Below are 21,671 nucleotides of genomic sequence, written 5' to 3'. Positions count from 1 at the left end.
GGGAGGCTGAACGATAAGCACTGGCGGGTATTAAGCAAAGCGGCTTTACCGGCAATTTACCTTCGGCTTACGTAACAGGATGTTTGGACAAGACACTGAATCACAAATGAAAACGGCCTGGGCAAGGCCAGGCCGTCATCAAGCGTCAAGTTTACTTCAGAACGGAAAGTGCAGCTTCGTAGTTAGGTTCGTCAGCAATTTCCTTGACCAGTTCGCTGTACAGAACGTTGTCGTTTTCATCCAGTACAACCACGGCACGTGCGGTCAGGCCTTTGAGTGGGCCATCAGCGATTGCCACACCGTAGTTCTCGATGAATTCAGCACCGCGCAGGGTCGACAGGTTCTGGACGTTTTCCAGACCTTCGGCGCCGCAGAAACGTGCTTGGGCGAACGGCAGGTCAGCGGAGATGCAAAGCACGACAGTGTTGGCGACATCATTGGCCTGGGCGTTGAACTTGCGCACCGACGTCGCGCAGGTCGGGGTGTCGACGCTTGGGAAAATGTTCAGCACTTTGCGCTTGCCGGCCAGACTGGTCAGGGTCACGTCGGACAGATTGCCGGCCACCAGGGAGAAGGCTGGCGCCTTGGAACCGGCTTGTGGTAGTTGACCGTTGACTTGAACCGGGGAGCCTTTAAGAGTGACTTGAGCCATGAACTGAGTCCTTCTGAACGTTGATAGAGAGAATTCGACGAGGCAGAAGTTAACCATGAAATGGGCCGGCGACCTATGCCCGGATACGAATTGGATACAACTTATACAGCAGTACATTTTCGTGGCTCACTCTGTCGATTTGGATGGCCGCCATTCGACTACTCGTGAATCCAACCAACCCTGCGGAGAAAAGCCATGCGATTCATGATCATTGTAAAAGCCAGCGCCGACTCAGAGGCGGGAGTAATGCCCAGCGAAGAACTGATGACCGCCATGGGCAACTACAACGAGGAACTGGCCAAGGCCGGCATCCTCATCGATTGCGACGGCCTGCAACCCAGCAGCAACGGCGCCCGCGTGCGTTTCTCGGGTGAGCAGCGCACGGTGATCGACGGGCCGTTTGCGGAAACCAAGGAGTTGATCGCCGGTTACTGGATCTGGGAAGTGACGTCGAAGCAGGAAGCCATCGACTGGGTCAAGCGCTGCCCCAACCCGATGCCGGGCACCGACGCCGAGATCGAGATTCGTCCGGTGTACTCGGCGGAAGATTTCGGTGAGGAGTTCACTCCCAAACTGCGCGAGCAGGAAGAAAGGGTGCGGGCGCAGGTGAAGAAGTCCTGAAACCATACATTGTTAGAAGCCCATGCGACCTGTCAGCACCAAGACCGCAAACCTTGTGGCGAGGGAGCCTGCTCTCGCCAGGTCGATTTAACGGGTTTTGCTCGCATCCTATTTCTCACGCTTCGAACCCAACCCACTGATTACACAACTTGTTTTTAAAACGCTGCGAGTTCACTCACGACCGTCATTTGACAGACGCCGATCCTCCGGCAAAGCTGCACCCTGCTTGAACGCGCGCCGCACGGCAAACGCACATGGACCAGGGAAGTCGTAATGCCGAAACATAAAAATAAAGCTGTAAACCAAAACCCTGATTCGCCACAGAACCTGATCAACCGATACCTGTTTCCTGTCTCCATCACCGCCCTGCTTCTCGCCGTCGCCGGTATCGGCTGGTTTCTGTTCAGCAGCAAACCGGCGCCGGTGGCTTACGTACCGGCAAAGGCGGCAGTGAGCGCGTCCGTTGTGCAACCGGCTCAGCCACAACCGGTCGCCCTGGCGCCAGCGAAGATGGTCGATGAGCAGCAGTGTCAGGGCTGTCACAGCGAGCAGGTCAAGGATTGGCAGGGCTCCCATCACCAACTGGCGATGCAGGAAGCCAATGCCGAAACGATGCTGGGGGATTTCAATAACGTCGCCTTCAAGGCGGAAAACGAGACCACACGTTTTTCGCGCAAGGACGGCGGTTTCTGGGTCAACACACCTGGCATCGATGGCAAGAATGCGGACTTTAAAGTCGCCTACACCTTCGGCATTGCGCCGTTGCAGCAATACCTGATCGAGGTTGGCGAAGGCCGGTTGCAAGCGCTGGGCGTGGCGTGGGATACCGAAAAACATCGCTGGTTTCACCTGTATCCGGGCCAGGGCGTGAACTTCAAGGACCCGCTGCACTGGAGCAAGCCTAGCCAGAATGCCAACTTCATGTGCGTCGAGTGCCACACCACCGGGTACAAGCGCAATTTCGATGCCGGGAAAAACACCTTCAACAGTCAGTGGAACAGTCTGGGCGTCGGTTGCCAGGCGTGCCATGGTCCGGCCTCCAGTCATCTGGAGTGGACGGCGAAAAAAACTGACCTGATTCACAAAGGTTTTGCCGTCGATCTCAAGGACAAGAACGCCACCGTCGAAATCGAAACCTGTGCCCGTTGCCATTCGCGGCGTGCACCGCTGGGGGACGGTTTCACCGTGGGTAATCGGTTGATGGACGACTACCTGCCCAGCGCCCTGACGCGGGAGCTGTACGCACTGGACGGCAAAATCAAGGACGAAGTGTTCGAGCACGGCTCCTTCGCCCAAAGCAAAATGGCCGACAAGGGCGTGCGCTGCAGCAACTGCCACAACCCCCACAGCAACGAGCTGAAAGCACCGGGCAATGCGGTCTGCCTGCAGTGCCACAACACGGCGGGCAAAACCGCTGTCGAGGGGGTGGATGGCAAGGGTTTGCAGGCGAAAAATTACGATTCGGTCGAGCACACCCGACACACGATGGGTCAGCCGGGTTCGCAGTGCGTGGATTGCCACATGCCCGGCAAGTTCTACATGGGCAATGACTTCAGGCACGATCACAGCTTCAGCATTCCCAACCCGGAACGGGCGAAAAAACTGGGCACGCCGGACGCTTGCCTGACCTGTCACCAAGGCAAGGACGGGGACAAGGTCACGGAACAATTCAAGCTCTGGAACACCGCCAACGCCAGCGCCGTTCAGGCCCCTCGTTACGACGAAAGCCTGTGGCTGATTCGCAATGGTCAGCCAGGTGCCGCAGAGGCCCTGTACGAGCAACTGCAACGCAGCAATCTGCCGGCGATCCGGCGCGCGACGTTGCTCGCCGAGTTGCCGCTGTATCCAAGCGAACAGGCGCTGAAGCTGGCCACTAAAGATCTGGCTAACCCGGCACCGCAAGTGCGCGAAAGCGCGGTACGGGCGATCAGTGCGTTCCTCCCTCCGCCGGAACGAGCGCCGCTGTTGACGCCGTTGTTGAGTGATCCGGTGAAAGCGGTACGCATCGTCACGGCACGGGAGCTGCTCGGCGCTTCCCGCAACGGCTTGGGCAGCGCACAGGCCCATTGGGAAGCGGCGATTGGCGAGTACGAAACGGTGCAAAAGAGCCTGGGTGAACGGGCTGAATCCAACCTCAACCTGGCCATGCTGTATCAAGCCAGCGGTCGCAGCGCGGAAGTCGAAGGGCAGCTGCGGACAGCGCTCAAGCGCGATCCGGATTTTTACCCGGCGCTGGTGACGCTAGTGCAATGGCTGGAAGCCAGCGGACGCGCCGGGGAAGCACGGGTGTTGCTGGAGCAAAGGGTGAAAGACCATCCGGACTCCGCGTTGCTGCAGCATACGCAGGGCTTGTCGCTGGTCCGCGCCGGCAAAACCGCCGAGGCCATGCCACTGCTGCGCAAGGCCGCATCCCTGGAGCCGCAGAATGCTCAGTACGGGTATGTGCTGGCGGTGGCGTTGCACGACAGCGGCAAAGTCGACGAGGCTTGCCTGGAGCTGGAAAGGCTGCTGAAAGTCCAGCCGGCCAACCGTAATGCACGTCTGTCGTTGATCCAGTACTACCTGAAAAACGGGCAGGAGCCAAAAGCTCAAGTGCTGTTGCAGGGCTGGAAGAAAATGAACATGGGGGATCCGGCGCTGAAGTGAACCTCAGGAGAGCGGACCTAGAGTCCGCCCTCGCCCCCCAAAACAGCGCAAACCCTGTAGCAGCTGCCGAGCCTGCGAGGCTGCGTTCGGCTGCGCAGCAGTCGTAAAACCTAAGAACGCGGTCCACCTGACACACCGTGCCGCTGATTTCACGACTGCTGCGCAGCCGAACGCAGCCTCGCAGGCTCGGCAGCTGCTACAGGTTCGTGCACGATCGAGCCGACGGATTGCAGCGCAACGCGCTACAGCTGCACACGAGCACTAAAAAACCATATCAGCGAGCGGCAAAACGCCGCAGATGTGCCTGTTTATCTGATACGTATAAATGACGGTTTTTCTGAGTCTGTTTTGTTTCGGGCAGGGTTTCTACAGTGCAGGACCTGTCAGGCCGGGTGGCCTGGCACTACTTTGCAACCGTGGAAGCAATGACCATGAGTACAGCAACAACCGGCCAGGCCTATAACTACAAGGTCGTGCGCCAATTCATCGTGGCAACCATCGTCTGGGGTGTCGTGGGGATGGCGATGGGTGTGTGGATCGCCTCGCAACTGGTGTGGCCCGAGATGAACCTCGACCTACCATGGACCACTTTCGGCCGCCTGCGACCGCTGCACACCAGCCTGGTGATTTTCGGTTTTGCCGGCAGCGCGCAATTCGCCGCAAGTTATTACGCCGTGCAACGCACCTGCCAGGTACGCCTGTTTTCAGACAAGCTGGCAGCGTTCACTTTCTGGGGCTGGCAATCGGTGATTGTGGTCATGCTGGTCAGCCTGCCTCTGGGCTACACCACCACCAAGGAATACGCCGAAATCGAATTCACCGGCGCGGTATGGATGACCGTGGTCTGGATCGCGTACGCCATTGTGTTCTTCACCACCGTAGTCCAGCGCAAGACCAAACACATCTACGTGGGCAACTGGTTCTTCGGCGCGTTTATCGTGGTAATTGCCATGTTGCACGTGGTCAATCACCTGTCGATTCCGGTGGACTGGTTCAAGTCTTACCCGGTGTATTCCGGGGCGACCGACGCCATGGTCCAGTGGTGGTACGGGCATAACGCGGTGGGCTTTTTCCTGACCACCGGATTCCTCGGGATGATGTATTACTTCGTGCCCAAGCAGGTGAACCGTCCCGTGTACTCCTATCGTTTATCGATCGTGCACTTCTGGGCGCTGATCACCTTGTACATCTGGGCGGGCCCGCACCATCTGCATTACACCGCGCTGCCGGACTGGGCACAGTCCCTGGGCATGGCGATGTCGCTGATTCTGCTGGCACCAAGCTGGGGCGGGATGATCAACGGAATGATGACGCTGTCAGGCGCCTGGCATAAGTTGCGCACCGACCCGATCCTGCGTTTTCTGGTGCTGTCCCTGGCCTTCTACGGCATGTCGACCTTTGAAGGACCGATGATGGCGATCAAGACCGTCAACGCCCTCTCCCACTACACCGACTGGACCATCGGCCATGTGCATGCTGGTGCACTGGGCTGGGTAGCGATGATCACTTTTGGCGCTGTTTATCACATGGTTCCGAAAGTCTTCGGGCGCGAGCAAATGCACAGCACGCCGCTGATCAATACGCACTTCTGGCTCGCAACCATTGGCACGGTGTTGTACATCGCCTCGATGTGGGTCAACGGCATCACCCAAGGCTTGATGTGGCGCGCGATCAATGACGACGGCACGTTGACCTACTCCTTCGTCGAAGCGCTGCAGGCCAGTCATCCGGGGTTCGTGGTGCGGTTTGTGGGTGGTGTGTTTTTCCTGAGCGGCATGCTGCTGATGGCTTACAACGTGTGGCGCACGGTGCGGGTCGCCGATGTGGCGATGGCTGAACGCGAAGCGCAGATTGCCTGAAGGGAGGTCTCGGGATGTTCGAGCTGATGATGAATGGCGTGGCGGTGATCGCACTTTGGCTGGCGGTCGAGTATTGCCTCAAGCGCCAGACCGCGCAAAGCCTGGAGGATGCGAGCCTGATTCCGTTTGCCGATGACCCGGAGGTGGCGCGGCGGGTGGAAGTGGCGACAGGGTTGAAAGTGAAAGCGGTTGCGCCGGAAGAAGCGAAACCAGGCTGGATCAACCTCGACATTTAATCAACCACATCACCCTGTAGGAGCTGCCGAAGGCTGCGATCTTTTGATCTTTGTCAGCTAAACATCAAGATCAAAAGATCGCAGCCTTCGGCAGCGCCTACAGTGGATTGTGTTGTGTTTCGGGTAATCAGCCACGTTCGCGAGGAATCAGACTCTGCAACTGCTGCGCCAAAAAGTCAGCGTCGAAGGCGAACGTATCCGGGTCTTTCAAGCCATTGGTCTTGCGCCATTGCCAGCTATTGGATGGGGGCAGGCAGACCAGCGAAATGCTGCCATAGCGTGCGGCCGTCAAGCCCATCACCGCTAATGAAATCTGGCCGCCGGTGCCCATGACGTCCGGGACGAATTCCACAGGCTTGCCGGCGATGACAATGCTCAGTTTTTCAGTCTTGAAAATCGACGTTTCGACCGGAACGCTCGGCCCAAAGGCGACATACGCTTCGCGTTTGACTTCCAGCAGGTTCGGCGTCTGAACCGGTTCCAGCCATTGCTGGATCTGATCGAACAGTTCACCAATGCGCGTTGCCCACACAGCCGATTGCGACTCAAACAGTTGTTTCTTGTGCGCTTCGCTTTCTGCGTATTGGCGAAGCATCTCACCCAGTTGCTTTACGTCGTCCATTGCGGTGTTCCTTTGGTTGAAGCAGTGCTGCGGACTTTGAGCATGGCAGATGCGCGCTACCGATGTTTGACTAAAAGCCTGAACGGCATTTTGCGATGGATCTGGATGCCGATCCACGGCACTCTGGTTTTCTCCAAACCCACAGGAATACACCATGCACACCATCGGCCTTATCGGCGGCATGAGCTGGGAATCCAGCGCCGAGTATTACCGTCTGATCAACCAACAGGTTCGCGACCGGCTCGGGCCACTGCGTTCGGCAAAACTGCTCATGCACAGCGTCGATTTCGGGCCGGTCGAGCAGGCTCAGCATGCGGGGCGCTGGGACGATGCGGCGGCGATTCTGGTGGACGCGGCGCAACGGCTTCAAGCGGGTGGCGCGGAGTGCGTGGTGCTGTGTACCAACACCATGCACAAGGTCGCCGGGCAGATTCAGGACGCTATCAGTATTCCGTTCCTGCACATTGCCGACCCGGTTGGCCAGGCTGCCGTCAACATGGGCGCGCTGAAGGTTGGTTTGTTGGGCACGGCGTTCACCATGGAGCAGGACTTCCTCAAGGATCGCCTGATCGCTCAAGGGCTGAGTGTGCTGGTACCAGAGACGGATGAGCGCCAGGCCGTGCACCGGATAATCTATGACGAGTTGTGCGTCGGGGTGATCAGCGAGGCCTCACGCAAGGTCTATCAACAGGTGATTGAATCTCTCACCCGACGTGGGGCGCAGGCCATCATCCTTGGCTGCACCGAAATCGGTCTGCTGATCAAACCCGAACACAGTGCCCTGCCCTTGCTCGACACCACCGAACTGCATGCACAGGCGGCGGTGGCGTTTGCATTGGGCGACTGAATCAATGGGTGCCAGGCATGTGACGCAGGCGCGCCATGCTCAAGGCGTCTACATAAACGCCGTCACGCACGGCGTAGTCGTGAAACAAGCCTTCGGTCTCGAAGCCGAACTTGCGATACAGGCCGATCGCCGCTTCGTTATCGCTGTAGACCGAAAGCTCGACCCGTCGCAGGTTCATCCAGTTGTCGGCGATATCCAGCGCGGCAGTCAGCAGTTTGGTGCCGATGCCTTTGCCTTGCCAGGCCGACGCGACCCCCATGCCGAGGCTGCCCGCATGGCTGCGCCGAATCCGCGAGTACTGTTCAAGGCCGAGATTGCCGATGACGGTGCCCTGATGCAGCGCGACCAGCTGCACCACGCGCTCATTGTCCGACGCCAGGCGCTTGCGCCAGACGTCGACGGTCTGAAACGGCATCTGCAGCACCTGGCGCGTGACCACTGGGTCGTTATAGAGGGCGGTGATACCGTCGAGGTGCGTTTCGTTGAAGCGTTCGAGGGTGATGACGGAGTCGGAAAGCGACATGGGTGATTCATCCTTGATGCAGACATGGCTGCTTACTCTATAACGCCATCGTCGACTGTGGCGAGATCCAATGTAGGAGCTAGCCTGCTGGCGATTAGCGGTGTGTCAGGCAACAGGGATATCGACTGGCAGACCGTGATCGCTAGCAGGCTAGCCCAACAGGGGTGTTGTATTCAGGCTTGGAACCATTCACGTCGTTCGTTGAAGGTGTTCTCGATCAGCTCGACGAGCATCTGCACATCAGGCTTTGCTTGCGAGTCGGTATTGACCGCCATCCACACCTGGCGCTCCATCGGTTGTTCGAACAACCCGGGCAATGCAACCAGCCCACGGTCAAGCTGGCTCATGTAGTGCGGCACGAGCCCGATGCAGGCGCTGGAGCGGATCATCTCCAGCATCAGCTCGTAGGCATGCACGCGCACCACTGCAGCCAAGCGTCCGTCCACCAGGCTGTTCCAGGGATTGAACGCATCGAGCTGACGGTCGTGCTGCCATTGCACCAACAAAAAATCAGCCAGGTCTTCGAGATTCTCCGGCCTCGCCGCGACCCGAGAATAGCGCTTGGAGATGTGCGGCACGTAGCCCAGTCGTGCCAGACGCTGCGGCTCATCGATGGCGAAACTAGGCCCCGGCAACGGCGAGTCGGTTCCGGCCAGCCACACCACCACATCGGCACTGATCGCTTGCAGTGACAGCTCGCTGTCCAGAGCGACGATATCCAGTCGAACGCTGGCGTTACGCCGTAACAGTGAAATCAGGTCTCGGCCGAGGATGTCATGCAGGATCGGTTCGGCCACGGCCAGACGTATCAGGGGCTGCTCGATCACCGGTAAGTCGCGCTCATGGGCCAAGGCGATCAAGTGCGCCTGAAACGCCAGGCCATCGCGACTCAACGACACGCCATTGTCCGAGGGGTTGAACAGCGAACACTGCAGCTGCGCTTCCAGCTGGGCCAGTTGCTTGCGCAATTGGGTCGCCTTGATATTCAGGCTGCGAGCCGCTTGCGTGAAGCAGCCACAACGGGCGCTGACCCGGAAAGACCGCGCCAGCACGGGATCAATGTGGCGGGTGCGGGTGGTTTCGATCGTTGGCATGGCTGACTCCCTGTCGATCTGTCCCTGAAAGCTTCATCCTGCGCAATGTTCATGAATCTGCCGTGACAGGCCGGGACAGCAACGGATCAGGCGCTGGGCGTTTGTCTGAAACTCACGGCCAGGCGATTCCAGCTGTTGATCGCGGTGACGGCAACGGTCAGGTCGACCATTTCGCTTTCATTGAACTGCTCACGGGCCTGGGCGTAGACATCGTCCGGTACATGGCTTTGCGAGAGTAAGGTCACCGCTTCGGTCCAGGCCAGCGCGGCGCGCTCACGGGGGTCGAAAAAGCCGCTGTCGCGCCAGACCACGATTGAATACAGCCGGCGATCGGTCTCGCCCAGACGCCGAGCATCGACCGAGTGCATGTCGGTGCAGAACGCGCAGCCATTGAGTTGCGAGGCGCGGATCTTGATCAGGTGCAGCAAGGCCGGCTCGATACTGAGGTTACTGGTCAAGGCTTCCATAGCGATCATGGCCTTCATCGCTTTGGGCGATGCGCTGTAGTAATCCAGACGGGAATTCATGGGGTGCCTCGAGTATCGATGGATACGCTTTACGGTAGGCGCTGATGCAGGCGTGTTACAGATCCAATTGTGCGAAATAACCGTGGACCACACCGGCGCCAGTCCAATCGCCGGTATTTCGCCCGCGCAACTACTGCGCGCGCCTTCATGCAGGTAATCTGGCGCCACGCACACGCGCTCAACAGCCCCGGGAGCCTCTCCGGTATGGAACTTCATGTTGTCATCAACGGCCGCAAGGACCTTACCGGTCAGCTCTACTCACAACTGCGCAGCGCCATTGAATCAGGGCGCCTGGCCGCCGGGACGCAGCTTCCCCCCAGTCGTTTGCTGGCGGAACAGCTGGGTATTTCGCGCAAGACCATTTCTGACACCTACGCGCAACTGACGTACGAAAACTTCCTCACCGGTGTGATCGGCAAAGGCACCTACGTCAATGCCAGGCCGTCAAAAGTCACCCGCAAACAAAGCCATTCCGAACTGGCCAGTGCCGAGGTCATCGAATCCTGGCGCAACCTGCCGGTGTTTCTGCGTCACCCGACCCTGGAAGGCTCGTTGCGCTACGACTTTATCGGCGGCGCCACCAGCAAGGGTCAGTTTCCCCAGGACGACTGGCGTCGCTGCACCTCCCATGCCTTGCGTCAGATGGCCGGCTCCAAGGGTTTGTACAGCCTGCCTGAAGGTTTGCCGGCGCTGCGCAATGCGATTGCCCGGCACATTGCGTTTTCTCGCGGGGTGAATTGCCAGGACGAAGACGTGGTGGTGTGCAACGGCGCGCAACAGGCGCTGGATTTGATCTCACGGGTAATGACACGCCCCGGCAGCATTGTGGCCATGGAAGACCCCGGCTACCCACCTGCCCGCCTGTTGTTCGGCAGCCATGGCGCTACCGTGATCGGCGTGCCGGTGGATGCCGAGGGTATCCAGGTGGACAAGATTCCGCTGGGTACGCGATTGATCTATGTCACGCCGTCTCACCAGTTCCCGCTGGGCATTCCGATGAGCCAGGAGCGGCGGATCGCGTTGCTCGAGCGGGCCTATGAGCTGGGTGCAATCATCATCGAGGACGATTACGACAGTGAATTTCGCTACGAAGGCCGGCCTACCGACTCGCTGCAAAGCATGGATGAGCGGGGCATCGTTGCTTACGTCGGTACATTCTCGAAAACCCTGTTGCCGGAACTGCGCCTCGGTTATGCCATTTTGCCACCGGCGATTCTTGAAGCGGTGATCCGCGCCAAGCAACTGACCGATTTGCACACGTCCACCCTGCCCCAATGGGCGCTGGCCAAGTTCATCGCCGAGGGCTGCCTGCTCAAGCACATTCGACGTTGCCATACGATCTATTCCGGGCGGCGCGAACGGATTCTCACGCGCGTGGCCACCGACCTCTCGCCGTGGCTTGAAGCTGTGCCCTCCACGGCAGGCTTCCACATGGTGGTTATGTGCAAAGTGCCTATCGATATGCCTTTACTGATCGAACTGGCTAAAAAAGTTGAAGTCGGGCTTTATTCCATTGAAGGCTTCTATTATCAGCAAGCGCCGAAGGCCGGGCTTCTCATGGGGTTCGGAGCCATCGAAACCCTGGACATCGACACCGCCCTGGACCGCTTGCGCGACATTTTGCAGCAACTGGCCTGACGCATTGGTGTGGGAGTTTATCCGGCGATTGGCTATTGGTGGTCCGGGGGTGCAGGCCTATCCTGCATAGGCGTTACCCCTCAATGAGCAGGATTCGTCCGGCCTGATTCAGGAGTGTGAGCAATGTCCAATGAAGTGATCAACACCGTACAGGTGCAGGCCGCCCCCGGCCGCACGGAAGAGCTGGGCAAGCAACTGCAAAAGATTGTCGAAACCCTGCGCGAAATTCCGGGCTGCGATTCCTATATGGTCGACCGCTGCCCAGAGGACAGTAACCGCTGGAGCGTCAGTGCACGCTGGCAATCGGAAGCGGCCATGCAATCGCATTTCAATTGCCCTGAAGTTCAGGGTTTCATTGGGCTGATTGACAGCCAACTGGCCAATGCCGTGGATTTCAACAGCTTTCCGATTCGCTGAAGCAAGATTAAAAGATCGCAGCGTTCCGCAGCGCCTACATGGAATACGTTCTCCTGTAGGCGCTGCTGCACGCTGCGATCTTTGTTTTTTATGGATGGATTGGTCACCTGACCTTCCACAAAATTGGCCGTTTGCTTGCGGTCGCTTGCGGACTAATGTTGTTTTCGACAACTACTCCGCAGGTGATAAACCATGAAAGCTTTGCGTTTCTGTGCCGCCTCCCTCGCCACCCTGGCCCTGACCTTTTCTGCTGCGGCTTTCGCCCACGAAGGCGAACCTTCGGAAAAAGTCACCGTGTTGCAGGACCAGTTGCTGAAAAACGTACCTGGCAAGAAAGCAATGATGATCGAGGTCGACTACGAGCCCGGGCAATCGTCCATCGCCCACAAACACCAAGGCACGGCGATGGCCTATGTTCTTTCCGGCGAGATCACCTCGCAAGTGAAGGGAGAAAAAACGATCACCTACAAGGCCGGTGAATTCTGGTACGAGCCGGCGGGGTCGGAACACCTGGTATCGAAAAATGCCAGTGCCACCCAGCCTGCCAAGTTGTTGGTGTTCATGGTCTTGTCGCCGGATGAAAAAGTGCTTATCCCACTGAAAAACTGATAGCTGAGCACCGATGTATAAATAAAGAGGCCCGAAATCCAACTTCGGGCCTTTTTATTTCTCAACGCTATTAATGAATTGCGGTTAAGCCAAACAAAACTATTCATTGCCTGATATAGACCGCTAGCGCCTGTTTCATTAAGGAAGGACAGGTTTAGTCTGAAACCTGATGCCGGGTAATACCGGCGCTCCTAACTTTCTAACTCAGGTTGTTTCACTGGAGTAACACCATGAAACGTGCACTTGCCAATACCTTTGCAATAACCATTGCTTTAACAGGCTGTTCCATTCCCACTGCGCCGACGGCGGTGTCGTCGCTCGATGGCATTTTTACTCAGCCCGTTGGCCGCAGCAGTGCGACTCATATTGCCAGCGGTGCGAATGTATCTCTGGGCATCGTCTATAGCCGAAACACCGAGGCCAATCGCGCCTACCTTCAGGATTACCAAGCCAACGCCGGTACCGGTTTCGGCCAGAGCCTGCTGGTGCAATCGATTCACGACGCGTACGTTGCCACGTCCAAACCTGACATGGCGGTGGACTGGGTCAAGGCTTCGCTGCAGCGCCAGTTCGGCTCCGTGACGGTGTACCCGGACATGCAAAGCCTGAAAGCCGCAAATCCCGATGTGGTCGCCATTGTCGACAGTCGCAGTCAGCTAATGACTTCTCGAAGTTCGGATATTTCGGCGGACGTCAGTGCGGACTTTTACGACCAGCGCTTCAACTACATTGGCACTGCACGCGGGCATGATGCCAAAGCATTGAGTCCGCTATGGGCGGATTACAAACGCAGTGAAGAAATCGTGGCGGATATCAATGAACAGCAGGATGTGCAAGTGAGAGCGCTGCAGAAATTTGACCAATCGCTCAGCAATTTACTGATTCCAAAAAGAGAAAACGTTTCAATGATAGAAAACACCCTGACACGGCGTTGATACGCAGAGCCTCTTCAGGAGCCGGTTCGTGAAGAGGCCTGCAAAACGCCTGCAGCCCAACAGGGCGCGCACACAATTTATCTCAAACATCCGTATTGGCGTGCCAGGTGACGACCATTGGCTCACCCAACGAATGGAAATATAAAGCCACCCTTTTCAACTATCAATCAACAGCCACTTCATTATCTTGAAGAACTTGCAGGACGCAAATAAACCAACACAAGGACGACGTACATGAGCACAGAACAAGAACGGTCTTTTATTGCACGCATCAGGGTGAACGGTGGACGCTTGGGATTTATCAGTGGCTGGTTACTAGGTAATGAACCGAACCTGCTAACGATGGCCGGCGATAACGACGAGCTAATTGTTTATTTTCGATGCTACGAGGATTATCACAACTTACAGGTTCGCAGCAACACCTGTTTTGGTCACTTCATCAGCAAAAACAGTTATAGCCATCTAGGGGCCTATCCGCCTAAAGGTGGCGAAACCACATCATTCAACCTTCTGGACGCAGATCTGAAGCTCATTACGCTTGACGACATCAAGAAAGATGATGCCATCGTTTATCTCAAGGCTCGAAACGCCGGGCCTATCACGTTGATAGATAACCCGGCCTATGAAACGTTTAGTGATTCTCCCGGAAGCCTGGTGCAATTCGAGTTAAAAATTCTCGAGCGAAACGTTCCCTATCCGACCAGCCTTGTCCCGTACGATTTATAAACTAAAACTTGCCGATCACAGTGTGTAAGGCAGGACGTCAACTCGCAAAAGAACAGGAACACATTATGAGCAGCGAACAAGAAAGATCTTTTATTGCACGCATCAGCATCGACGACTCCCCTATAGTTTCTTGCGGACGCTTATCATCGCCTAATTTTTACGCCCACACTTCTATAGATGATGATGAAGCGGGAAACTGGAGCATGTCCGCGTCCACGTCGGTGCAGCAAGAGCCCGACAATCTTCTTACGACCCTGCATGGAGATAACGGCTACGGAATGTTCCGACGTCGACAAACATGGGATCGACGCACACGTCGTCGCATCGATGAAATGGTGGTGTACTTCAGGTGTTATGAGGATTACTACAATATCCAGATTCGCAGTGAAGACTACTTCGGAAATTTTTTCAGCAAAAACAGCGACGGCCTTCTTGCAGCCTTGCCGCCAGCGGGTGGCAATACAACCTCATTCAACTTGCTGAACGCCGATCATCAGACTATCACGCTTGACAATCTCACAATCAATCAGGCCACCGTACACCTGAAGGCTCGTAGTGCCGGAATGATAAACAGACAACTCATGCGTGACCCTACAATTTATACATATGGCGACAAGCCTGGGGATTCTGTACGGTTCCATCTTGAAATTCTTGAGCGAGACGTCCCTTACCCAACCAGTTCCAAACCCATGACTCGCTATTTAGAACCAGAACTCCCCCCTCATACCGAGACGGGCATCACTGTATCAGCGGGTATGCCTAATAATAAAGCCTATCTGAAAATAGACTAAATCCTCGCTCGCGAGCGCCAGTCTTTCCTGAGTCGACATTCCCAGGCTAGCAAACTCTGGCGTACTGCATTTGTTTTAAACCTGTCAATACGCGATTAAAACTGCTTTTACCCAATCAGCTCCGAACCCTATCGTTCGTTGCAGCTTCATGACAATATCGCTTGGTAAACCTGTACCCTGCGTTCTAATACATCTCAATTGTTGTTGTCAAAAAAAAGCCCCGCATCTCTCAATGCGGGGCTTTTTCATTTAACAACCGATCAGGCTGCTGGTTCCAGCTCGGCCGGGACAGTGGCAGTGGAAGTGGCAGGCACTACCGCTTGTCCGCTCAACGCCAGGTCCAGCAACTCACGGTTGGCCACCGCGTACATGGCGTAATCAGTGCCACTGGCGGCACGGATTTCCACCAGCATGGCGCGCCAGCGTTCGATCATGCTGTCGTGCTGCTCCATCCACAGCGCAAGACGGGTTTCCACGTCCTGAGTGCCGTCGCCCTGTTGCAGGACCGAGATGGTGATCGCACGTTGCTGCCAGTCGACGTCATCGCGGAACGCTTCACGGGCCAGGGCTTGCCAGTTGTTCTCAACCGGCAGGGCACTGATCTGTTGCAGGTACCAGGTGATGTCCAGCGCGCTGCCCACGGCGAAGTAAGCCTTCGCCACGTCGGCTGCGTTCTGGCCGGTCACGTCGGCGGCCTCGATGATTGGCAGCAAGGTGTACAGGTGAGTGGTGCCTGCAACCATGCGCGCCAGCAACTCAGGTACGCCAGCGGCGACGTAAGCCTGGTAGCGGGTTTGCCAGCCTTCGCGGGTCGGGCCTTCCAGCAGTTCGTCGAGCTTGAGGCCCAGCGCTGCCAGATGTGGACCGAAGTGCGCGACGTCACGGGCAGCGTTCTGTTCGTTGCGACGGCTGCGCAGGAACCAGCGTGTTGCACGACGACCCAGACGCATCAACTCGTCCATCAGTTCCAGTTGAACGTCGGCCGACACCTGGTAATCCAGGGATTCGATCTGACGGAACCAGTGCGGGAGGTGGAAGATGTCACGCACGATCACATAAGCGCCAGCCACGTTCGCCGGGCTCATGCCGGTCGACTCTTTAAGCCGCTGAACAAACGTGATGCCCATGTGGTTCACCAGGTCGTTGGCGATCTGGGTGCTGACGATCTCGCGCTTCAGACGGTGACGGCGCATGGCTTCGGAGAACTTGCTCACCAGACTTGGCGGGAAAGCGGTTTCCATGTCGCGCGTCAGGTAGTCGTCGTCCGGCACCAGGGAGTTGAGCAGCTGCTCCTTGAGGTCGATCTTGCTGTAGGAGATCAGTACCGACAACTCGGCACGGGTCAGGCCGTGACCTTCCGCGACGCGTTCATTGATAGCCTCTTCAGCCGGCAGGAACTCAATGGCGCGATCCAGTTTGCCGCGGCTTTCCAGATCGTTCATCAGACGCTTGTATTCGGCAATACGCGGCAATGCGCGACGGGCCGCTAGCGACAGCGCCTGGGTTTGCTTGTAGTTGTTGCCGAGCACCAGATTGCCCACTTCGTCGGTCATGCTCGCCAGCAACTGATTACGTTGCTTGTCGGTCATGTCGCCGGCCTGAACCACTTCGTTCAGCAGGATCTTGATGTTCACTTCGTGGTCGGAGCAGTCCACACCACCGGCGTTGTCGATGAAGTCGGTGTTGGAGCCGCCGCCATTGAGGCCGAATTCGACACGACCCAGCTGGGTCATACCGAGGTTACCGCCCTCGCCCACGACTTTGCAGCGCAGTTCGTTGCCGTTGACGCGCAGTGCATCGTTGGCTTTGTCGCCGACGTCAGCGTGGCTTTCGGTGCTGGCCTTGACGTAAGTGCCGATGCCGCCGTTCCACAACAGGTCCACCGGCGCCTTGAGCAAGGCATTCAGCAGTTCGGTCGGGGTCAGCTTGTCAGCCTGAATGTCGAAGCGTTCTTTCATCTGCGGGGAAATCGCGATGCTTTTCGCGCTGCGCGAGAAGATACCGCCGCCTTCGGACATGATGCTGGTGTCGTAATCCGACCACGCCGAACGCGGCAGATCGAACAGGCGCTGACGCTCGGCGAAGCTGTTCGCAGGCGTAGGATTCGGGTCAATGAAGATGTGCAAGTGGTTGAATGCAGCGACCAGTTGCAGGGTTTCGGACATCAACAAGCCGTTACCGAACACGTCACCGGCCATGTCACCGACACCGACCACAGTGATGCTGTCTTTCTGAACATTGATGCCACGTTCACGGAAGTGGCGTTGTACGCCAACCCACGCGCCCTTGGCGGTAATGCCCATCTTCTTGTGATCGTAACCGGCGGAACCACCGGACGCGAATGCGTCGCCCAGCCAGAAGCCGTAGTCGATGGCAATGCCGTTGGCGATGTCGGAGAAGGTCGCAGTGCCTTTGTCCGCTGCCACCACCAGGTACGGGTCATCATCGTCGTGGCGAACCACATTCAACGGTGGAACCAGTGCGCCGTCCTTCAGGTTGTCGGTGATGTCCAACAGGCCCGAAATGAAGATGCGGTAGCAGGCGATGCCTTCGGCCGCGATCTCGTCCCGGCTGCCGCCCAGTGGCAGGCGACGCGGCAGGAAACCGCCCTTCGCGCCGACTGGCACGATGACCGAGTTCTTCACTTGCTGGGCTTTTACCAGGCCCAGGACTTCGGTACGGAAGTCTTCTTCACGGTCGGACCAGCGCAGGCCGCCACGCGCAACGTTGCCGAAGCGCAGGTGCACGCCTTCGACCCGTGGCGAGTAGACGAAGATTTCGAACTTCGGAACCGGCTTCGGCAGCTCTGGAATCTGGTGCGGATTGAACTTGAAGCTGAAGTAGGACTTGTTCTGACCGTTGGCATCGGTCTGGTAGAAGTTGGTACGCAGCGTGGCCTTGATCAGGTCCAGGTAGCGACGCAGGATGCGGTCTTCGTTCAACACCTGGACGTCGTCCAGTGCGGTGACGATGGCTTGCTCCAGACGTTGTTGCTTGTCTTCCAGATCATCGCTGGTGAGCTTGCGCGCCAGGTAGAAACGGGTCTTGAACAACCGGGTCAGCTCGCGAGCGATGTCGGTGTGGTTGTTCAGGGTGCTGGCGATATAGCCCAGGTCGAAGCCCAGACGGATCTGCTTCATGTAGCGAGCGTAGGCACGCAGCAGCGCCACATCGCGCCATGGCAGGCCGGCAGTCAGCACCAGGCGGTTGAACGCATCGTTCTCGGCATCGCCACGCACGATGTGGACGAAGGCGTCCTGTAAAGTGTCGTTAAGTTGCTGAATGTCGAGTTCCAGACCTTCAGCGGCGGTGAACGCAAAGTCGTGAATCCAGAATTCGCGACCATTGTTGTGACGCAGGCGATACGGGAACTCGCCCAGCACGCGCAGACCGAGGTTTTCCAGGATCGGCAAAACGTCGGACAAGGCTAGCGGGGTATCGGCGTGGTACAGCTTGCAGTGCAGTTCGCGCTTGCCGGAGACCTGACCCAATGGCTGATAAAAACTCATTACCAGTGGATTTTTTTCGTTCAGGCTCAACAGGTGCTGCATGTCGACCACAGCCGAATGCGCGGCGAAACGCTCGCGGTAACCGGCCGGGAAGCCTTTCGGGAAGTCAGCCAGCACGTTGGTGCCGTGGGCTTCGCCGAAGCTTTCGACCACCAGACTCGCGTAGTCGTCCTGCCAGCTGCGGCAGGCTTGCACCACTTCTTTTTCCAGCAGTACCGGGTCGATATCCAGGCGATTCTTCGGATCGACGCGCAGAATCAACTGCACGCGTGCCAGCACGGATTCGGAGAAGAAGGTCCAGAACTCGCAGTCCGAGGCTTTCAGGCGATCCATCAGCACTTGCTGGATCTTCTGGCGCACTTCGGTGGAGTAGATGTCACGAGGCACGTAGGCCAGGCAGTAGCAGAAACGACCGTACGGGTCTTTGCGCAGGAACACGCGAATCTTGTTGCGTTCCTGGATCTGCACGATCGACATCACGGTGGTGAACAGTTCGTCGACCGGAGTCTGGAACAGATCGTCACGCGGCAGCACTTCGACCACCTGCGCCAGTTCCTTGCCCAGGTGAGCCTTGGCCTGGAAGCCGGAACGGCGTTCGATTTCCTCGACCTTGCGGCGGATGTACGGGATGACCCGCACGCTCTCGCCATACACCGAGGAGGTGTACAGGCCCATGAAACGGCATTCCTTGATGACTTTGCCGTCGGCATCGATTTCGCGAATGGACACATAGTCAGGGTAAGCCGGACGGTGTACACGGCTTGGGTGTGCGGCCTTGGCGAACGACAGCAGGGTCGGTTCGCGCAGGTAGTTCACGGCGTAATCTTCGATGCGCAGGTCATCGTAGGTCAGGCCGGTGCGCAGCAGTTTGGTCAGACCGAGGAAGGAATCCTGGTCGTAGACGATGTGGCCGCCGTCGGCTTCATCGCGCACCACGAATTCTTCATAGCCGAGGAAGGTGAAGTGGTTACCCACCAGCCATTCCAGGAAGCTTTTGATTTCGGCTTTTTCTTCTGGATCAGCCTTGAACTGGCTGTTGTCCAGACCGGCCAGGATTTCCCGGACCTTGTCTTTCATCGGTTCGAAATCGGCCACCGCAACGCGGACTTCACCGAGAACCTGTTCCAGTTCCTTGCTCAGGACATTCAGCTCGGCCGCGTTGGCGCAACGGTCGATTTCCAGGTACATCAGGGATTCTTGCAGGATCCCTTCGCCCTGAGTGCCTTTTGGCAGGATTTCCAGCAACTCGCCCTTGCTGCCGCGACGCACGCTCAGCACGGTGGTTTGCAGGGTATGAATGCTGTAGCCGCGACGGTTCAGCTCGGTACGCACCGAGTCAACCAGGAACGGCAGGTCGTGGTGCAGCACTTCGACCGCCGTGTGGGTCGACTGCCAGCCGTGGCGTTCGTAATCAGGGTTGTAGACGCGCACTTGCGGTTGCGCGTGATCGAAGCGCTCAAGCAGGCGCCACGCAGAAAGAGTACAGCCAGCAAGGTCGGACAACCGACGCTGCGTCAGCTCGTCAAGGGAAATGATGCCGAAGAATTGTTCAGCGAACAGCGCCACTTGTGGCAGTGCCTGTTCACTGATGTGCTGCGCCAGTGCCGCTTGCAGTTGGTGCTGGAAGTCGGCTTTGCTGGCTGCGGTGAAGAACGCCATCTGTGGTACTCCGCTTGGGCTTGTTATTGATGGAAGCGTCGCGTGTAACACCCCTTTCGGGGCGATCCGTCACCCTGTTCCTGATTCTCGGGCAGAGGAAACAGGGAGACAGGTGGGTGAAGCTGGACGAGACACTCAGGTCACATTCACCTTCCATGAATGGGCATCTGCAAAAACGCCTGGGCGATCGATTGCGCAAGGTTTTTACGGGTATCCATTCGATGCGCAGCTTACCCAGTGCGGCAAGGCCCGTGCTTGCGGTGCTGCGACATATTCGGTCATCGGCATGCAGCTTGGTGGTGAAGCATCGAACAACACTAGCAGCCGTGGGCGAATTCGGACGATTTATGCCCGGTTTTACGGTGCTCGCGTCCTGGATATGACCTCCTCTACCCTGGATGTTCACGACCTAAACTCAGACACTCAACCGAGCATAAATTCCCGCGTACTGGCAGAATCGCCGTTTGTCGTCTTCAACGCGCTCGTCGAGCCAGGAATTTCCCATGCAAATGACCACATCCCTTTTGATCGTCAATCCATGCGATGACGAAGAAGACAACATGGCCATGCTCGCCTGCCACAGCGAACAGGGCGAAATGTTCCTGATGACCCGCTACCCGGACGAGGACGAACTGGAGATCACCCTCGACGGCGAACCCTCCACCCTCGACGGCGTAAAAGTCACCCTCAGCCCTACCCGCCTGCTGATCGAGATTGCAGCGGCGGATGCTGACGCGCTGAATGGCGATGATTCGCTGGAAATCATTCACAGCACGGATGCCGGCGATCTGGCGGAAGTGGAAGAAACCTTGCAGAACATTCTCAAGGGGACCGGGACCTATATCAGCGAGCTAGCCTGACAGCTCCCAAAAAGATCACGCGCTGAGCCGATTCCCGGAAGCCTGCAGTTTCTTGACAAGAAATTAGTGCACTGGCATTGTCTGACAACCTGATCTGCGAGCCACAATTCTCATGCTTCAGCTACAGCGCCCCGACTCCCTGGTTGAACGAGTGGTCAATGCCATCCGCGAAGAAATCGAATCCGGCCGGCTGACCGCAGAATCGCGCCTGCCCACCGAACAGCAGTTGACCGAACAGTTGAATGTCAGCCGCTCGGTGGTGCGTGAGGCCGTGGCCCAGCTCAAGGCCGATGGCATCCTGATCAGCCGCCGGGGCCTGGGATCTTTCATTTCCCAGAATCCCAACGGCACGGTGTTCCGCTTTCCCAGCCAGAAAGGCCGCAAACCGGACCTGGTGCAATTGTTCGAAATGCGCCTGTGGACCGAAACCCAGGCCGCGTCCATCGCCGCGCAGCGCCGCGACGAAGCGGACCTGCAACGCATGCGCACTGCCTTGCAGGAAATGCACGACAAACGCAGTGACTTTGCCGCAGCGGCCCTGGCCGACGTCGAGTTCCACCGGGCGATTGCCGACGCCAGCAAGAATGACTATTTCGTCGCTTTCCACGATTTCCTGCGCGGCCAACTGGCCGAAGCCCGACGTACCGCCTGGGAAAACTCTGCAGCGCACTCAGTGGGCGGCTCCGCCGATGCTGGACGCGAACACCAAACGCTGTACGACGCCATTGCGGCAGGAGACCGTTACCAAGCGGCCTCCTGTGCTGAAGCGCACCTGCGCGCAGCTGCCAAACGCCTGAAGATTGACCTTCCCAGCATCGACTGATTACCGGCTGCACCGAGGACGCTGCGATTGAGCGTCTTTTTTACTGATTACTTTGTCTGACAACCTGATAAGCAGAC

Annotated in this window: 19 protein-coding genes; 13 read left to right on the top strand and 6 right to left on the bottom strand. The window is 57.5% G+C overall.

Going from position 1 to position 21,671, the window contains the following annotated elements; genetic code table 11:
* Nucleotides 1-151: 151 nt before the first annotated feature.
* Entirely contained in the window at nt 152-652 is a 501-nt protein-coding gene (gene tpx / locus ACA063_RS13940; protein ID WP_497666342.1) for a thiol peroxidase, read from the bottom strand.
* A 195-nt stretch (nt 653-847) separates the two neighbouring features.
* Between tpx and ACA063_RS13935 the strand changes: the two genes are divergently transcribed.
* From ACA063_RS13935 to ACA063_RS13920, 4 genes are all read left to right on the top strand, one after another.
* A complete protein-coding gene (locus ACA063_RS13935) occupies nt 848-1,273 on the top strand; it encodes a YciI family protein (RefSeq protein ID WP_497666341.1) in 426 nt (141 codons plus the stop codon).
* A 273-nt stretch (nt 1,274-1,546) separates the two neighbouring features.
* Nucleotides 1,547-3,919 carry a tetratricopeptide repeat protein gene (locus tag ACA063_RS13930; protein ID WP_497666340.1) on the top strand — a complete coding sequence of 791 codons (2,373 nt, stop codon included), beginning with the start codon at nt 1,547-1,549 and terminating at the stop codon, nt 3,917-3,919.
* Nucleotides 3,920-4,350: 431 nt separating this feature from the next.
* Nucleotides 4,351-5,778, top strand: coding sequence for a cytochrome-c oxidase, cbb3-type subunit I (gene ccoN / locus ACA063_RS13925; protein WP_497666339.1), 1,428 nt, complete (start codon nt 4,351-4,353; stop codon nt 5,776-5,778).
* Nucleotides 5,779-5,792: 14 nt separating this feature from the next.
* Complete coding sequence (locus tag ACA063_RS13920; protein WP_497666338.1) at nt 5,793-6,014, top strand: cbb3-type cytochrome c oxidase subunit 3; 222 nt, start codon at nt 5,793-5,795, stop codon at nt 6,012-6,014.
* Nucleotides 6,015-6,141: 127 nt separating this feature from the next.
* Here ACA063_RS13920 and ACA063_RS13915 read toward each other — a convergent pair whose 3' ends face one another.
* Complete coding sequence (locus ACA063_RS13915) at nt 6,142-6,636, bottom strand: hypothetical protein (RefSeq protein ID WP_497666337.1); 495 nt, start codon at nt 6,634-6,636, stop codon at nt 6,142-6,144.
* A gap of 154 nt (nt 6,637-6,790) precedes the next feature.
* Between ACA063_RS13915 and ACA063_RS13910 the strand changes: the two genes are divergently transcribed.
* Nucleotides 6,791-7,483 carry an aspartate/glutamate racemase family protein gene (locus tag ACA063_RS13910; RefSeq protein ID WP_497666336.1) on the top strand — a complete coding sequence of 231 codons (693 nt, stop codon included), beginning with the start codon at nt 6,791-6,793 and terminating at the stop codon, nt 7,481-7,483.
* 1 nt (nt 7,484) lies between these two features.
* Here ACA063_RS13910 and ACA063_RS13905 read toward each other — a convergent pair whose 3' ends face one another.
* The 3 genes from ACA063_RS13905 to ACA063_RS13895 all read right to left on the bottom strand — a co-directional run bounded on the left by ACA063_RS13905 (nt 7,485) and on the right by ACA063_RS13895 (nt 9,627).
* A complete protein-coding gene (locus ACA063_RS13905) occupies nt 7,485-8,006 on the bottom strand; it encodes a GNAT family N-acetyltransferase (RefSeq protein WP_497666335.1) in 522 nt (173 codons plus the stop codon).
* A gap of 173 nt (nt 8,007-8,179) precedes the next feature.
* On the bottom strand, nt 8,180-9,100 hold the full coding sequence (locus ACA063_RS13900; RefSeq protein WP_497666334.1) for a LysR substrate-binding domain-containing protein: 921 nt from the start codon (nt 9,098-9,100) through the stop codon (nt 8,180-8,182).
* Nucleotides 9,101-9,186: 86 nt separating this feature from the next.
* Complete coding sequence (locus tag ACA063_RS13895) at nt 9,187-9,627, bottom strand: carboxymuconolactone decarboxylase family protein (RefSeq protein ID WP_497666333.1); 441 nt, start codon at nt 9,625-9,627, stop codon at nt 9,187-9,189.
* A gap of 204 nt (nt 9,628-9,831) precedes the next feature.
* On the opposite strand from ACA063_RS13895, the gene pdxR reads away from it, so the two are divergent.
* From pdxR to ACA063_RS13865, 6 genes are all read left to right on the top strand, one after another.
* Nucleotides 9,832-11,265: a MocR-like pyridoxine biosynthesis transcription factor PdxR gene (pdxR, locus tag ACA063_RS13890; protein WP_497666332.1), complete on the top strand. Its 1,434-nt coding sequence runs from the start codon at nt 9,832-9,834 to the stop codon at nt 11,263-11,265.
* A gap of 123 nt (nt 11,266-11,388) precedes the next feature.
* Nucleotides 11,389-11,682 (top strand): antibiotic biosynthesis monooxygenase family protein, encoded by a 294-nt coding sequence (locus tag ACA063_RS13885; protein WP_497666331.1) that lies wholly within the window; start codon nt 11,389-11,391, stop codon nt 11,680-11,682.
* Nucleotides 11,683-11,874: 192 nt separating this feature from the next.
* Nucleotides 11,875-12,291 carry a cupin domain-containing protein gene (locus tag ACA063_RS13880; RefSeq protein WP_497666330.1) on the top strand — a complete coding sequence of 139 codons (417 nt, stop codon included), beginning with the start codon at nt 11,875-11,877 and terminating at the stop codon, nt 12,289-12,291.
* A gap of 230 nt (nt 12,292-12,521) precedes the next feature.
* A complete protein-coding gene (locus tag ACA063_RS13875) occupies nt 12,522-13,226 on the top strand; it encodes an ATPase (protein ID WP_497666329.1) in 705 nt (234 codons plus the stop codon).
* Nucleotides 13,227-13,460: 234 nt separating this feature from the next.
* Nucleotides 13,461-13,952, top strand: a complete 492-nt coding sequence (locus ACA063_RS13870; protein ID WP_497666328.1) for a hypothetical protein — start codon at nt 13,461-13,463, stop codon at nt 13,950-13,952.
* 65 nt (nt 13,953-14,017) lie between these two features.
* Nucleotides 14,018-14,743 carry a hypothetical protein gene (locus ACA063_RS13865; RefSeq protein WP_497666327.1) on the top strand — a complete coding sequence of 242 codons (726 nt, stop codon included), beginning with the start codon at nt 14,018-14,020 and terminating at the stop codon, nt 14,741-14,743.
* Between the two features lie 260 nt (nt 14,744-15,003).
* Here the strand turns inward: ACA063_RS13865 and ACA063_RS13860 are convergent, their stop codons facing one another.
* Nucleotides 15,004-19,911 (bottom strand): NAD-glutamate dehydrogenase, encoded by a 4,908-nt coding sequence (locus tag ACA063_RS13860; protein WP_497666326.1) that lies wholly within the window; start codon nt 19,909-19,911, stop codon nt 15,004-15,006.
* A 503-nt stretch (nt 19,912-20,414) separates the two neighbouring features.
* Between ACA063_RS13860 and ACA063_RS13855 the strand changes: the two genes are divergently transcribed.
* Nucleotides 20,415-20,771 (top strand): hypothetical protein, encoded by a 357-nt coding sequence (locus ACA063_RS13855; RefSeq protein WP_497666325.1) that lies wholly within the window; start codon nt 20,415-20,417, stop codon nt 20,769-20,771.
* A 112-nt stretch (nt 20,772-20,883) separates the two neighbouring features.
* Nucleotides 20,884-21,594, top strand: a complete 711-nt coding sequence (locus ACA063_RS13850) for a FadR/GntR family transcriptional regulator (RefSeq protein ID WP_497666324.1) — start codon at nt 20,884-20,886, stop codon at nt 21,592-21,594.
* The last annotated feature ends 77 nt before the right edge of the window (nt 21,595-21,671 follow it).

This window comes from Pseudomonas sp. LBUM1643 (assembly GCF_059716215.1).
Note: the sequence above shows the minus strand (reverse complement) of the source record. Positions and strands in the feature narration are given on the sequence as shown.

What these genes read in the sequence shown, in the direction of transcription:
- tpx (WP_497666342.1), bottom strand. Translation starts at nt 652, where the DNA reads ATGGCTCAAGTCACTCTTAAAGGCTCCCCGGTTCAAGTCAACGGTCAA.
- ACA063_RS13935 (WP_497666341.1), top strand. Translation starts at nt 848, where the DNA reads ATGCGATTCATGATCATTGTAAAAGCCAGCGCCGACTCAGAGGCGGGA.
- ACA063_RS13930 (WP_497666340.1), top strand. Translation starts at nt 1,547, where the DNA reads ATGCCGAAACATAAAAATAAAGCTGTAAACCAAAACCCTGATTCGCCA.
- ccoN (WP_497666339.1), top strand. Translation starts at nt 4,351, where the DNA reads ATGAGTACAGCAACAACCGGCCAGGCCTATAACTACAAGGTCGTGCGC.
- ACA063_RS13920 (WP_497666338.1), top strand. Translation starts at nt 5,793, where the DNA reads ATGTTCGAGCTGATGATGAATGGCGTGGCGGTGATCGCACTTTGGCTG.
- ACA063_RS13915 (WP_497666337.1), bottom strand. Translation starts at nt 6,636, where the DNA reads ATGGACGACGTAAAGCAACTGGGTGAGATGCTTCGCCAATACGCAGAA.
- ACA063_RS13910 (WP_497666336.1), top strand. Translation starts at nt 6,791, where the DNA reads ATGCACACCATCGGCCTTATCGGCGGCATGAGCTGGGAATCCAGCGCC.
- ACA063_RS13905 (WP_497666335.1), bottom strand. Translation starts at nt 8,006, where the DNA reads ATGTCGCTTTCCGACTCCGTCATCACCCTCGAACGCTTCAACGAAACG.
- ACA063_RS13900 (WP_497666334.1), bottom strand. Translation starts at nt 9,100, where the DNA reads ATGCCAACGATCGAAACCACCCGCACCCGCCACATTGATCCCGTGCTG.
- ACA063_RS13895 (WP_497666333.1), bottom strand. Translation starts at nt 9,627, where the DNA reads ATGAATTCCCGTCTGGATTACTACAGCGCATCGCCCAAAGCGATGAAG.
- pdxR (WP_497666332.1), top strand. Translation starts at nt 9,832, where the DNA reads ATGGAACTTCATGTTGTCATCAACGGCCGCAAGGACCTTACCGGTCAG.
- ACA063_RS13885 (WP_497666331.1), top strand. Translation starts at nt 11,389, where the DNA reads ATGTCCAATGAAGTGATCAACACCGTACAGGTGCAGGCCGCCCCCGGC.
- ACA063_RS13880 (WP_497666330.1), top strand. Translation starts at nt 11,875, where the DNA reads ATGAAAGCTTTGCGTTTCTGTGCCGCCTCCCTCGCCACCCTGGCCCTG.
- ACA063_RS13875 (WP_497666329.1), top strand. Translation starts at nt 12,522, where the DNA reads ATGAAACGTGCACTTGCCAATACCTTTGCAATAACCATTGCTTTAACA.
- ACA063_RS13870 (WP_497666328.1), top strand. Translation starts at nt 13,461, where the DNA reads ATGAGCACAGAACAAGAACGGTCTTTTATTGCACGCATCAGGGTGAAC.
- ACA063_RS13865 (WP_497666327.1), top strand. Translation starts at nt 14,018, where the DNA reads ATGAGCAGCGAACAAGAAAGATCTTTTATTGCACGCATCAGCATCGAC.
- ACA063_RS13860 (WP_497666326.1), bottom strand. Translation starts at nt 19,911, where the DNA reads ATGGCGTTCTTCACCGCAGCCAGCAAAGCCGACTTCCAGCACCAACTG.
- ACA063_RS13855 (WP_497666325.1), top strand. Translation starts at nt 20,415, where the DNA reads ATGCAAATGACCACATCCCTTTTGATCGTCAATCCATGCGATGACGAA.
- ACA063_RS13850 (WP_497666324.1), top strand. Translation starts at nt 20,884, where the DNA reads ATGCTTCAGCTACAGCGCCCCGACTCCCTGGTTGAACGAGTGGTCAAT.